Source organism: Pseudomonas saxonica (assembly GCF_007858365.1).
Lineage (GTDB): Bacteria > Pseudomonadota > Gammaproteobacteria > Pseudomonadales > Pseudomonadaceae > Aquipseudomonas > Aquipseudomonas saxonica.
Window position 1 is genome coordinate 930,763 of record NZ_VFIO01000001.1, and the last position, 12,512, is coordinate 943,274.

Sequence of the window (12,512 nt, forward strand, 5' to 3'; positions counted from 1 at the left end):
CCCGGTAGAAAAACCCGAATAAAGGCGCAGAGCGACGAAAGCACAAAGGCGCAGAAATGCCTGAATTAGCTGGCAACATCCTGATAACAATGATCAGCAAAATTCGCCGCATTTCTGTCTCTTTCTTTCGTTTAAGCGACATTCCCTGTTTTTTCCACCTGCAGCCTGCTATTCAAGCGCAGAACCGGCGCTCTACACTGTACCGGTACAGTTGCAGGGGGGATTGACCGGGAAATTCGCGCAGAAGAATACCCGGTCCGGCTGCCTTGGCTTCCAGGACTATAAAAATTACAACATAGAGTGGAGCACCAATAGAGATGGCTACTAAGCACATTACTAAACTGTTTGCCGCAATGGTTCTGGCCGGGGTTGCCAGCCATTCATTTGCCGCAGACACCATCAAGATCGGTATTGCCGGCCCTAAAACCGGCCCTGTTACCCAGTACGGTGACATGCAGTTCATGGGTGCCAACCAAGCCATTGAGGACATCAATGCCAAAGGTGGCGTGAATGGCAAGATGCTTGAGGCCGTAGAGTACGACGACGCGTGCGACCCGAAACAAGCGGTTGCAGTGGCCAACAAAGTGGTCAACGACGGCGTTAAATTTGTAGTCGGCCACCTGTGCTCCAGCTCCACTCAGCCTGCTTCGGATATCTACGAAGATGAAGGCGTGATCATGATTACGCCAGCCGCCACATCTCCTGAGATCACTTCGCGTGGTTACAAATTGGTGTTCCGCACCATTGGCCTGGACAGCGCCCAAGGTCCAGCTGCCGGTAACTACATCGCTGACCACGTAAAACCTAAAGTCGTCGCGGTGGTACACGATAAACAGCAATACGGTGAAGGCATCGCCACGGCTGTTAAACAAACCCTGGAGAGCAAAGGCGTCAAGGTTGCTGTCTTTGAAGGCATCAATGCCGGTGACAAGGACTTCGCCTCCCTGATCGCCAAACTCAAGCAAGCTGACGTAGATTTCGTGTATTACGGCGGTTACCACCCAGAGCTGGGCTTGATTCTGCGTCAGGCTCAAGAAAAAGGCCTGAAAGCCAAGTTCATGGGGCCTGAAGGTGTGGGTAACGACTCCATCTCGCAAATCGCCCAAGGTGCGTCCGAGGGCTTGCTGGTAACCCTGCCTAAAGCGTTCGATACAGACCCTGCCAACGCCGCGCTGGTTAAGGCGCTTAAAGACAAAAAGCAAGATCCGACCGGCCCATTCGTGTTCCCGTCTTACTCCGCGGTTGACGTCATCGTCGGCGGTATCAAAGCAGCCAACAGCGAAGACCCGGCCAAAGTGGCCGAGGCTATCCACGCTGGCACTTTCAAAACCCCTACGGGCGATCTGTCCTTTGACGACAAAGGCGATTTGAAAGACTTCAAATTCGTCGTCTACGAATGGCACTTCGGCAAACCTAAAACCGAAGCAACCCCTCAGTAAGGGCTGATCGCTGATCTGACCACAAAGCCCACTGCGCGAGCGGTGGGTTTTGTTTTACCGATCATTGTTTGACGCACATGGGGCCGCGCTTTCGTGATCCGAAGACTCGCCCACCTGAAAATCTTTAAAACCGTCACCAGCGGTTCGCTGGCAAATGACCTGTGTCCGAAGTGGGTGAAATCCCATGCAACACAGGCCGGAAAATGACTCCACCAGTGAAATGCGTCTCAGGTTTTTAGGAGCTTTGTAATGCCTGACATCTATCACTTCTTCCAAATGCTGGTTAACGGCCTCAACGTTGGCAGCACGTATGCCCTGATCGCCATCGGCTACACGATGGTTTACGGCATCATTGGAATGATCAACTTCGCCCATGGCGAGGTGTACATGATTGGTTCCTATATCGCGTTTATTGCCATCGCCGGCCTGACCATGATGGGTCTGGACAGCGTGCCATTACTGCTGACCGGGGCGTTTATCGCCAGCATCGTGGTCACCAGTGCCTATGGCTACAGCATTGAACGGGTGGCTTACCGTCCTCTACGGGGCAGCAATCGCCTCATCCCGTTGATTTCTGCCATCGGTATGTCGATCTTCCTGCAAAACATGGTGCTTCTGTCTCAAGACTCAAAAGACAAATCGATCCCTAACCTGATTCCCGGCGGTTTCACCTTCGGCCCGGGCGGTGCAAGTGAAGTCGTTGTCTCTTACATGCAAATCGTCGTTTTCGTGGTCACGCTTCTGGCCATGCTCGGCCTGACCCTGTTTATCTCCCGTTCACGCTTGGGCCGCGCCTGCCGTGCCTGCGCCGAAGACATGAAGATGGCCAACCTGCTGGGCATCAATACCAACAACGTCATTGCCCTGACCTTTGTCATTGGCGCGGCGTTGGCTGCCGTTGCAGCCGTTCTGATCAGCGTGCAATACGGCGTGATCAACCCCGGCTCCGGCTTCCTGGTAGGGCTGAAAGCCTTTACCGCTGCGGTTTTAGGCGGAATAGGCAGCATTCCCGGCGCGATGTTGGGTGGTTTGGTTCTCGGTGTAGCCGAAGCCTTTGGTGCCGATATTTTTGGCGACCAGTACAAAGACGTAGTGGCCTTCGGCTTGCTCGTATTGGTACTGCTGTTTCGTCCGACCGGCATTCTGGGACGTCCGGAGATTGAAAAAGTATGACTAGGCATCTTAAATCGGCGCTGTTCAGCGCCCTGTTGGTCTGGGCAGTGGCCTACCCGATACTCGGTCTGAAACTGACTATCGTCGGGGTCAATATCGAAGTTCACAACACCAGCGCCTTCACACTCAGCGTCATCGCCATCTGCTCGTTGCTATTGTTCCTGCGCGTGCTGTTCAGCGATCAACTGAGTGCCGCCTGGAAATCCTCACCCAACATGCCCAAGGTCCCAGGCAAAGCGACCAACTTCCTGACCCTGCCCAGCACCCAGCGCTGGATCATTCTCGCACTGGTCGTCCTGGCATTGATCTGGCCGTTCTACGGATCACGCGGCGCTGTAGACATCGCCACCCTGATCCTGATCTACGTGATGCTGGGTCTGGGCCTTAACATCGTGGTCGGTTTGGCTGGCCTGCTCGACCTCGGCTACGTGGGCTTCTACGCGGTGGGCGCTTACACCTACGCGCTGCTCTCGCACTACTTGGGCTTCAGCTTTTGGGTCTGCCTGCCATTGGCCGGCTTGATGGCCGCTACCTTCGGCTTCCTGCTCGGGTTCCCGGTACTGCGTTTACGCGGCGACTACCTGGCAATCGTCACCCTGGGTTTTGGCGAGATCATTCGCTTGTTCCTGCGTAACCTGACGGACATTACCGGCGGGCCAAACGGCATCAGCAACATTCCGAAACCGACTCTTTTCGGCCTGAGCTTCGACCGCACAGCCGCCGAAGGCATGCAGACGTTTCACGAATATTTCGGCATTCCTTATAACTCGATCAACAAAGTGATCTTCCTGTACCTGATCGCACTGGTGCTGGTACTGATCGTTCTGTTCGTGATCAACCGCTTGCTGCGCATGCCTATCGGCCGCGCCTGGGAAGCGCTGCGTGAAGACGAAATTGCCTGCCGTGCACTGGGCTTGAATCCGACCATCATCAAACTGTCGGCTTTCACCCTGGGCGCCACTTTTGCCGGTTTTGCAGGCAGTTTCTTCGCCGCACGCCAAGGCCTGGTGACGCCAGAATCCTTCACCTTCCTTGAGTCGGCGATTATTTTGGCCATCGTGGTATTGGGTGGCATGGGTTCACAATTGGGAGTGATTCTGGCCGCCGTGGTGATGATCCTGCTGCCCGAATTGATGCGAGACTTCAGTGAGTACCGGATGCTGCTGTTCGGAGCATTGATGGTGCTGATGATGATCTGGCGTCCGCAAGGCCTGCTACCCATGCAACGTCCTCACCTGGAGCTGCGAAAATGAGCCGCGAGATTCTGAAAGTCAGCGGCCTGAGCATGCGCTTTGGCGGCTTGTTGGCGGTGAATGGGGTATCCCTGACCGTCCAGGAAAAACAGGTGGTTTCCATGATCGGCCCTAACGGCGCCGGCAAAACCACGGTATTCAATTGCCTGACCGGTTTTTACAAACCCTCGGCAGGTACCATCTTGCTGGACGATCAGCCTATCCAGGGCCTGCCCGGGCATGAAATCGCGGCAAAAGGCGTGGTGCGCACCTTCCAGAACGTGCGCTTGTTCAAGGACATGACCGCCGTTGAGAACCTGCTGATAGCTCAGCATCGCCACCTCAACACTAACTTCTTCGCCGGGCTGTTCAAAACCCCCGGGTTCCGCAAAAGTGAACGCGAGGCCATGGAGTACGCCGCCTATTGGCTGGACAAGGTCAACTTGACCGAGTTTGCCAATCGCCCGGCGGGCACCCTCGCCTACGGGCAACAACGTCGGCTGGAAATCGCCCGCTGCATGATGACCCGCCCGCGCATCCTGATGCTCGACGAACCGGCCGCGGGTTTGAACCCCAAGGAAACCGAAGACTTGAAGGCGCTCATCAGCGTATTACGCAATGAGCACAACGCCACGGTGCTACTGATCGAGCACGACATGAAACTGGTCATGAGCATTTCTGACCATATCGTCGTGATCAATCAGGGCAAACCGCTGGCTGACGGTACACCGGAGCAGATCCGCGATAACCCGGACGTGATCAAAGCCTATTTGGGGGAAGCGTAAATGCTTAAGTTCGAAAACGTTTCGACCTTCTACGGCAAGATTCAGGCGCTACACAACGTCAATGTCGATGTGCGCCAGGGCGAAATCGTGACACTGATCGGTGCCAACGGCGCGGGCAAATCGACATTGATGATGACCTTATGCGGCTCACCTCAAGCCCATAGCGGCAGCATTCGCTACCTCGGCGAAGAACTGGTGGGGCTGAGCTCGGCACAAATCATGCGCAAGAGCATCGCTGTGGTGCCTGAAGGTCGCCGGGTATTTGCTCGCCTGACCGTCGAAGAAAACCTCGCCATGGGTGGTTTTTTCACCGAGAAACACGACTATCAGGAGCAAATGGATAAGGTTTTGCACTTGTTCCCGCGCCTTAAAGAACGTTTTACCCAGCGCGGCGGTACCATGTCCGGTGGTGAGCAACAAATGCTTGCGATTGGCCGGGCGCTGATGAGCAAACCAAAACTGTTGCTCCTGGACGAACCTTCCTTGGGGCTGGCACCCATCATCATCCAGCAGATTTTCGACATCATCGAACAGCTGCGTGATGAAGGTGTGACGGTGTTCCTCGTGGAGCAAAACGCTAACCAAGCGCTGAAAATCGCTGACCGCGCCTACGTGCTCGAAAACGGCCGGGTGGTCATGCAAGGCACAGGCGAGCAATTGCTAAACGATCCAAAAGTGCGTGACGCTTACTTGGGTGGCTAACCCCTTGCGCCCGTAAAAAACGGCCCTCACGGGCCGTTTTTTTTGCACTGCTGCGCACCGGAGTGCTGCACGAGGGCTTCACCCTGAAAACGACTACTAGACTCAACGCACACCTCATCATCGAAGGAACATCGCAATGAAGATATTGTTGATCGGCGCTAACGGTACCCTGGGCTCAGCGATTGATCGCGAACTGTCAGCGCGTCACGAAATCGTGTGCATCGGCCGTAAAAGCGGCGATTTTCAGGTTGATATCAGCAACAGTGCTTCCATTCGCGCACTGTTCGAGCAAACCGGACACTTCGATGCATTGATCTGCGCCGCGGGTAACGTCAAATTTGCAGCACTGAGCGATATGGGTGAAGAAGACTTCGCGCTGGGCTTGCAGGACAAATTAATGGGCCAGGTCAACTTGCTGCAGATTGGTCGTGAATTCGCCAATGACGGTGCCTCGTTCACCTTCACCAGCGGCGTGATCAATCGCGAACCGATCCGCACCGGAAGCAGCGCTGCCATGGTTAATGCCGCAGTGGACGGTTTTGTAAAAGCCGCTGCAATTGAGCTACCACGCGGGTTGCGGGTGAACTCAGTGAGCCCGACTGTACTGATTGAGGCGATGGATAAATACGCACCGTACTTCCGCGGATTCAAGCCTGTAGCAGCCGCTGAGGCAGCACTGGCTTACGCCAAAAGTGTAGAGGGCTTACAGACGGGGCAAACGTATCAAGTGGGGTAGGCGTAAAATATCCCCCTTGTGATGCCCGATCAGCCTGAGTAACGTGGCGGCACTAGTCAGGAGTCCTAATGATGCGTGCTGTCCGCCCTTTTGTTTTACTCGCCCTGTTACCCGTGTTTGCCGGCTGCCAACTGTTCAACAGCAAACCCGTTGACAGCAACGCCGGCCTGACCCGCCTACAAGGCGAACTGGTGTCGGCCAATGACCAACTTATTTTTCAACCCTGCGTCGGCCAACAACGCTATGTGGTGCGCGACGGCACTAACACCACTCTGATTCAAGACGCCACCAATATGCCCAACCTGCCAGGCAAGCTGTTCGCTGACATTCGTGGCAGCTTTACCTCGGCTAAAACTCCCGGAACTGAAGGCGAGGTGCAGTTACAACAGTTGTATCGCCTGGAACGCAGCAACACCGCCTGCAAAGATCCCAACTTCAAACAACTGACCGTGCACGCCAATGGCAATGGCCCTGCATGGGAAGTGCAAGCGAGCGGCAAAGGCATGATCATCAAGCGTGACGGCCAGCCCGATCTCGCGCTGCCCTACGTCGAAGAGCAAGTGGGCGAGGGTCGCTTCTCGCTGTCTACCGAAGCCAACCATCAACGTATCGAGCTGTGGGTCGCCCCGCAACGCTGCACCGACAGCGCCAATGGGAGCGTGCAGCACCTGGGCGCAGAGCTGCGAATCAACGGTCAGGTACAGCGTGGCTGTGGCTACTTCGGTGGGGCCCGTAACGACTAACCGACGATTGTGACCTCATAGTGCTGACTGTTAAGGGGCCCAGCAGCTTATAATCGCCGGTTCGCATAAGGCTGCCGGGGTTTACCCGGCCCCGATACTGGACACTGTCATGTTACGAATCACCGAACTCAAGTTGCCGATCGACCATCCCGAAGAAGACCTGCGCCCTGCCATCCTGCAGCGCCTGGGCATCGCCAGTGATGACCTGCTCGATTTCACCTTGTTCAAGCGCAGCTACGATGCGCGCAAAAAATCGTCCGAACTGTGCTTTATCTACACCATTGATTTGAGTGTGCGTGATGAAGCGCCGCTGCTGATCAAGTTTGCCGACGACCGTAACGTCAATCCAGCACCCGATGTCAGCTACAAAGTCGTCGGTCAGGCCCCTCAGGACTTGAATGAACGCCCGATTGTCGTAGGCTTTGGCCCGTGCGGTATCTTTGCTGGCCTGCTACTGGCACAGATGGGCTTCAAACCGATCATTCTTGAGCGCGGCACCGAAGTGCGTCAGCGCACCAAAGATACTTGGGGCCTGTGGCGTAAAAACGTCCTCAACCCGGAATCAAACGTACAGTTTGGTGAAGGCGGCGCGGGCACGTTCTCGGACGGCAAGCTCTACAGCCAAATCAAAGACCCGAAACACCACGGCCGCAAAGTGCTGCACGAGTTCGTCAAAGCCGGTGCTCCTGACGAAATTCTTTACGTCAGCAAACCGCATATCGGTACATTCCGTCTGACCGGCGTCGTTGAGAACATGCGTCAGCAAATCGAAGCGCTGGGCGGCGAAGTTCGCTTCCAGCAGCGTGTGACTGATGTGCTGATCGATAACGGCCAACTGACTGGTGTGGTCCTGGCCGATGGCGAACAGTTGAACTCACGGCATGTGATCATGGCTCTGGGCCACAGCGCCCGTGACACCTTCCGCATGCTCCACGAGCGCGGCGTGTATATGGAAGCCAAGCCGTTCTCGGTGGGCTTCCGTATCGAACACCCGCAATCCTTGATCGATAGTGCGCGCCTGGGCAAGTACGCCGGTCACCCTAAACTCGGTGCTGCCGACTACAAACTGGTGCACCACGCCAAAAACGGTCGTTCGGTTTACAGCTTCTGCATGTGCCCGGGCGGCACTGTGGTTGCCGCTACCAGCGAACCGGGCCGCGTTGTGACTAACGGCATGAGCCAATACTCACGTAACGAACGCAATGCTAACTCGGGCATCGTTGTCGGCATTACACCTGAGGATTACCCGGGTGGACCATTGGCGGGTATCGAGTTGCAAGAACGCCTGGAGTCTCACGCGTATGTGCTGGGCGGCAGCAATTATGAAGCGCCAGCCCAGTTGGTCGGCGACTTTATCGCCGGTAGACCCTCTACCGCATTGGGCAGCGTTGAGCCGTCCTACAAGCCGGGGGTGTCTCTGGGGGATTTGGCCCTGGCATTGCCGGACTTTGCCATCGAAGCCATCCGCGAAGCATTGCCAGCCTTCGAGAAGCAGATCAAAGGCTTCTCAATGCATGACGCGATTTTGACCGGGATTGAAACCCGTACCTCGTCACCGTTGCGCATGACCCGTGATGCGTCGATGCAAAGCCTCAACGTCAAAGGGTTGTTCCCGGCCGGTGAAGGCGCAGGCTATGCCGGCGGTATTCTGTCGGCTGGCGTTGATGGCATTCGCATTGCCGAAGCAGTGGCTCGGGATATTTTGGGTATCGAAGCCTAATACACTTTCGCACCCGGTCGCAGCTGCCAAAGGCTGCGTCCGGCTGCGAAGCTTTCGTAAATCCTGGCTTCACGATAGCTTCTCCATCGCACGCTACCTCGTTTGAACGCCAGCGGATACGGACTTCTGCGTCGTGTAGACAGGCTGTTTTTCGTCTCACTTTGTCACACAACTGCTAGGCTCTTCGTCGATAGGTAATCTTCCGGTTGCTTATAACAAAAACGAATATAGTTTTTGTTTTAACTGCTAAGAAGTCGGGTTAGGGTGTCGCACCTTATAACTATTTGATGGAGAGCCACCTTGCCTCTGCGTAGCACTTTCACTCGTTTTTTTCAGTTGGAAGCTGCCAGCGGCTTGTTGTTGATTGCCGCAGCGGCTCTGGCTTTGATCATCAACAATTCGCCGCTTTCTCACTACTACACCGCCTTTCTGGATGTTCCGGTAGCGGTTCAGATCGGCGCCCTGCAAATTGCCAAACCCTCATTGCTGTGGATCAACGATGGCCTGATGGCCCTGTTTTTCCTGCTGATCGGCCTTGAAGTCAAACGCGAATTGCTGGAAGGCCAACTGTCCAAGCCCTCACAAGTCGTGCTTCCAGGCGGTGCCGCCATTGGCGGGATGGTCGTACCTGCACTGATTTACTGGTTCATCAACAAAGACTTCCCCGATGCACTCGATGGCTGGGCCATTCCGATGGCCACCGACATCGCCTTCGCCCTGGGTGTGTTGGCACTGCTCGGCAAACGCGTACCGGTGTCGTTGAAGCTTTTTCTGATGACGCTGGCAATCATTGATGATCTGGGCGCAATCATTGTGATCGCCGTATTCTACTCCAGCGAATTGTCGGGTGTATCGCTGATGTTGGCCGCCGCCTGTCTTGTGGCCTTGATCGCGATGAACCGAATGGGTGTGGTGAAAATAGCCCCGTACATGATCATCGGCCTGATTCTCTGGGTCTGCGTACTGAAAAGCGGCGTGCATGCCACGCTGGCAGGTGTGACGCTGGCATTCTGCATACCGCTGCGCACTAAAAACTCCGAGCCCTCACCTCTTATGGGCATTGAGCATGCGTTGCACCCTTGGGTGGCCTACGCGATCTTGCCTTTATTTGCCTTCGCCAATGCGGGCGTCTCGCTGACCGGTGTCAACCTGCACAGTTTCACCCACCATGTACCTCTGGGTATTGCCGCCGGTTTACTGATCGGTAAAACAGTGGGTGTGTTTGGCTTTACCTGGATTGCGATCAAAACCGGCATGGCCGCATTACCTAATGGCGCGAATTGGGGCCAGGTGTTTGGCGTCGCTATTCTCTGCGGCATCGGCTTTACCATGAGCTTGTTTGTAGGCTCACTGGCATTCGTACCGGGCAGCAGCGATTACGTCGGTATGGACCGCATGGGCATCCTGACCGGCTCCATTCTGGCCGCACTTATCGGCTATGCCGTGACGGCAGCCTTTAGTCGCAAGCAGCCAGCACTCTGAATCCAGAACGCTGAGCACAATAAAAAACCCCGACCCATGCAAATGGGTCGGGGTTTTTTATTGAACGGCCCTGAAGGCTTACTGGGTAACGCGGCTTGTACCGTCAACGGTCATGATGCGAACGCGCTCGCCGGTACGGAACACTTGGTTAGGCTCTACCTGCTGCACATAAGCACGGGTGCTGCCGTCGTCTTCACGGACGGTAATTTCAACACCTTGGGTCTTGGTCAAACCCGACTCAGCGGCCGAGCCCAACAGGCCACCCGCTACTGCACCGATCACTGCGGTCACAATGCTGCCACGGCCGCCGCCAATGGCGCTGCCGCCGACACCACCGATAACGGCACCTGTTGCCGCACCGATTGGGGTTTTAGTGCCCTCGATCTGTACAGGACGCAGGGCAACGATAGTGCCCATGCGCACGGTTTGAACACGACGCGCTTCATCGCGCGAATAGGAATCGCCCGTCAGGTTCGAGGTGCAGCCGCCCAACAAGACCGTCATGGTCGAAAATGCAGCAATTAGCAGTACGGACTTACGCATAGGTTCAACTCCAAAAGAACAGGGATTCATTAAAACTCCGCAGCCGGGTGCCTGTCACCGCACAGTACGGATAACGGGGTATTCATTCAGCGCCAGTACAGCCAAATCAACACCAACCGTCGTTGCAAGCCACATTCAAGGGTAGCCCGTTGCAAGGTTTTTTTCCTGTGCACAGACCTTATTACTCAAAGCGTTCAGGGGGCCAGTCGCTCACGGCCCCAGTCAGCACCCTGACGCAAATAGTTGAGTCGGTCATGCAAACGGCTCGGACGGCCCTGCCAGAACTCAATGCGCTCAGGGATCAGGCGATAGCCCCCCCAGTGCTCCGGGCAATGGGGCTGTGTATCACTAAAGCGCGCCTGCGTAGCCTTGAGCAGCTCGTTTAGCTCCTCGCGATCAGCAATGACCTGACTTTGCGGTGATGCCCACGCCCCGATCCGGCTGCCCAAAGGGCGAACCTGGTAGTAGGCGTCGGACTCCTGAGACGAAACCTTTTCGACCCGCCCTTCGATGCGTACCTGACGCTCCAGGGTTGGCCAGAAAAAAGTCATGGCCGCAAAAGGATGAGCAGCCAATTGCTGCCCCTTCGCGCTGGTGTAGTTGGTAAAGAAGGTAAAACCCAACTCATCCAGGCCTTTGAGCAGGAGCACCCGACAATGCGGGCGCCCCTGAGCATCTACCGTTGCCAGTGTCATGGCATTGGCTTCGACCGGCGCCTGCTCAGTGCTGACTGCGTCACTGAACCATTGACGAAACAGTGCAAAAGGTTCGTCGGGTGCCTGCGCTTCGACCAGTCCGTCTCGGGTGTAATCTCGGCGCATATCTGCCAGCGCTTGGGTCATGAGGCGCTCCTTGGCCAAGCGAATCAGTTCTTGGCTTGATCGTTGGTAGCTACCTTTTTAGCCGCTGCTGTTTTAGCCACGACAGCCTTTTTGGCGGGAGCTGGCTTGACAGCTTTTTTAGCCGGAGCGGCTTTCTTGGCCACGGTGGCCTTTTTCGCCGGAGCAGCGGCTGCCTTTTTAGCTGCGGAAGCCGAAACGGCTGGTTGCACGGCGGCCAACTGTTCAGCGGTCAAAGCTGGCTGAGCGTATTTGCTGACCAGTGCGACCATAGTGGCTTGCGGCGTCATCAGGATTTCAACGCGACGGTTCAAGGCACGGCCTTCATTGCTGTCGTTCGCCGCACGCGGCATGACCGAACCCATACCACGAAGCGTCAGACGATTACCCTGCAAACCACTCATACGAAAGATGGCCGCCACTGACTTGGCGCGGTCCAGACTCAGCTTGGTATTGCTGGCCATGGCGCCGGTTGAGTCAGCATGACCGAGCACTAATACGGCGGTCTTAGGATCACCTTCAACCACCTTGGCGACACGGGTAAACGGGCCAAGCATCGACGGCATCAACAAGTCCGGGCGCGTTGCCTTGAACGAGCTGTCAGCCGAGGCCACTACCACTAACAGGTTTTCGCGACGCTCCAACTGCAGGTCGGTGCCTTTGATAGCAGTACGCAGACGGGGTTCGTACTCATCAAGCCAGGCCTGAGTGATTTTCGGGTCTGGCATCGGGATCACGCCAATAGGCGCCGCTTGGGTTTCTTTAGCGTCGCTATCGAACGGCCACCACCATTTTTTGGCGGAGGTCGTGGCAGCAGCAGGTGCGGCGATGACCGCGACCTTAGGTTTTTCCACCGCAGGTGTGGCCTTTTTATCAGAGGCGTCTGCTGTCTTATCGGTCGATGTCGACGACTCTGACGAGCCAAACTGCCACCATTTCTGGCCGCCGTCGGCATTATTCTGTGGAGTTTGTGCGCAACCAGTAATAGCCAGGCAAAGTGCCAAGGCGAGGGTCTTATTAGATGACATTGAATATCCACACAATGAATTGATGAAAAAAGGCTATATGCCCACTAAAAAAACGTATTAAACGGATAAAAGCTACAGCGATCCGACCTA

12 protein-coding genes are annotated in these 12,512 nt (G+C 55.8%); 9 read left to right on the top strand and 3 right to left on the bottom strand.

Going from position 1 to position 12,512, the window contains the following annotated elements; genetic code table 11:
• Positions 1-311: 311 nt before the first annotated feature.
• The 9 genes from FJD38_RS04335 (at position 312) to nhaA (ending at position 10,012) form a co-directional block, all read left to right on the top strand.
• Positions 312-1,439: a branched-chain amino acid ABC transporter substrate-binding protein gene (locus tag FJD38_RS04335; RefSeq protein ID WP_122784734.1), complete on the top strand. Its 1,128-nt coding sequence runs from the start codon at positions 312-314 to the stop codon at positions 1,437-1,439.
• Positions 1,440-1,688: 249 nt separating this feature from the next.
• Positions 1,689-2,612: a high-affinity branched-chain amino acid ABC transporter permease LivH gene (livH, locus tag FJD38_RS04340; protein ID WP_003443109.1), complete on the top strand. Its 924-nt coding sequence runs from the start codon at positions 1,689-1,691 to the stop codon at positions 2,610-2,612.
• A complete protein-coding gene (locus tag FJD38_RS04345) occupies positions 2,609-3,865 on the top strand; it encodes a high-affinity branched-chain amino acid ABC transporter permease LivM (RefSeq protein WP_122784735.1) in 1,257 nt (418 codons plus the stop codon). Before livH ends, FJD38_RS04345 begins: the two co-directional genes overlap by 4 nt.
• A complete protein-coding gene (livG, locus tag FJD38_RS04350) occupies positions 3,862-4,629 on the top strand; it encodes a high-affinity branched-chain amino acid ABC transporter ATP-binding protein LivG (RefSeq protein ID WP_122784736.1) in 768 nt (255 codons plus the stop codon). Before FJD38_RS04345 ends, livG begins: the two co-directional genes overlap by 4 nt.
• Positions 4,630-5,331: an ABC transporter ATP-binding protein gene (locus tag FJD38_RS04355; protein ID WP_146384069.1), complete on the top strand. Its 702-nt coding sequence runs from the start codon at positions 4,630-4,632 to the stop codon at positions 5,329-5,331. It begins immediately after the preceding gene.
• A gap of 136 nt (positions 5,332-5,467) precedes the next feature.
• Positions 5,468-6,067, top strand: a complete 600-nt coding sequence (locus tag FJD38_RS04360; RefSeq protein ID WP_146384071.1) for a short chain dehydrogenase — start codon at positions 5,468-5,470, stop codon at positions 6,065-6,067.
• A 71-nt stretch (positions 6,068-6,138) separates the two neighbouring features.
• Positions 6,139-6,810 carry a COG3650 family protein gene (locus tag FJD38_RS04365; RefSeq protein ID WP_411172350.1) on the top strand — a complete coding sequence of 224 codons (672 nt, stop codon included), beginning with the start codon at positions 6,139-6,141 and terminating at the stop codon, positions 6,808-6,810.
• 109 nt (positions 6,811-6,919) lie between these two features.
• Positions 6,920-8,530, top strand: coding sequence for an NAD(P)/FAD-dependent oxidoreductase (locus FJD38_RS04370; protein WP_122784740.1), 1,611 nt, complete (start codon positions 6,920-6,922; stop codon positions 8,528-8,530).
• A gap of 300 nt (positions 8,531-8,830) precedes the next feature.
• Positions 8,831-10,012 carry a Na+/H+ antiporter NhaA gene (nhaA, locus tag FJD38_RS04375; RefSeq protein WP_122784741.1) on the top strand — a complete coding sequence of 394 codons (1,182 nt, stop codon included), beginning with the start codon at positions 8,831-8,833 and terminating at the stop codon, positions 10,010-10,012.
• 78 nt (positions 10,013-10,090) lie between these two features.
• Here nhaA and FJD38_RS04380 read toward each other — a convergent pair whose 3' ends face one another.
• The 3 genes from FJD38_RS04380 to FJD38_RS04390 all read right to left on the bottom strand — a co-directional run bounded on the left by FJD38_RS04380 (position 10,091) and on the right by FJD38_RS04390 (position 12,422).
• Entirely contained in the window at positions 10,091-10,555 is a 465-nt protein-coding gene (locus tag FJD38_RS04380) for an outer membrane lipoprotein (protein ID WP_122784742.1), read from the bottom strand.
• A 194-nt stretch (positions 10,556-10,749) separates the two neighbouring features.
• Positions 10,750-11,397, bottom strand: coding sequence for a pyridoxamine 5'-phosphate oxidase (gene pdxH, locus FJD38_RS04385; protein ID WP_146384073.1), 648 nt, complete (start codon positions 11,395-11,397; stop codon positions 10,750-10,752).
• 23 nt (positions 11,398-11,420) lie between these two features.
• Positions 11,421-12,422 carry an OmpA family protein gene (locus FJD38_RS04390; protein WP_122784744.1) on the bottom strand — a complete coding sequence of 334 codons (1,002 nt, stop codon included), beginning with the start codon at positions 12,420-12,422 and terminating at the stop codon, positions 11,421-11,423.
• Positions 12,423-12,512: the final 90 nt, after the last annotated feature.

What these genes read in the sequence shown, in the direction of transcription:
- FJD38_RS04380 (WP_122784742.1), bottom strand. Translation starts at nt 10,555, where the DNA reads ATGCGTAAGTCCGTACTGCTAATTGCTGCATTTTCGACCATGACGGTC.
- FJD38_RS04390 (WP_122784744.1), bottom strand. Translation starts at nt 12,422, where the DNA reads ATGTCATCTAATAAGACCCTCGCCTTGGCACTTTGCCTGGCTATTACT.
- FJD38_RS04370 (WP_122784740.1), top strand. Translation starts at nt 6,920, where the DNA reads ATGTTACGAATCACCGAACTCAAGTTGCCGATCGACCATCCCGAAGAA.
- livH (WP_003443109.1), top strand. Translation starts at nt 1,689, where the DNA reads ATGCCTGACATCTATCACTTCTTCCAAATGCTGGTTAACGGCCTCAAC.
- livG (WP_122784736.1), top strand. Translation starts at nt 3,862, where the DNA reads ATGAGCCGCGAGATTCTGAAAGTCAGCGGCCTGAGCATGCGCTTTGGC.
- FJD38_RS04360 (WP_146384071.1), top strand. Translation starts at nt 5,468, where the DNA reads ATGAAGATATTGTTGATCGGCGCTAACGGTACCCTGGGCTCAGCGATT.
- FJD38_RS04345 (WP_122784735.1), top strand. Translation starts at nt 2,609, where the DNA reads ATGACTAGGCATCTTAAATCGGCGCTGTTCAGCGCCCTGTTGGTCTGG.
- FJD38_RS04355 (WP_146384069.1), top strand. Translation starts at nt 4,630, where the DNA reads ATGCTTAAGTTCGAAAACGTTTCGACCTTCTACGGCAAGATTCAGGCG.
- FJD38_RS04365 (WP_411172350.1), top strand. Translation starts at nt 6,139, where the DNA reads ATGCGTGCTGTCCGCCCTTTTGTTTTACTCGCCCTGTTACCCGTGTTT.
- pdxH (WP_146384073.1), bottom strand. Translation starts at nt 11,397, where the DNA reads ATGACCCAAGCGCTGGCAGATATGCGCCGAGATTACACCCGAGACGGA.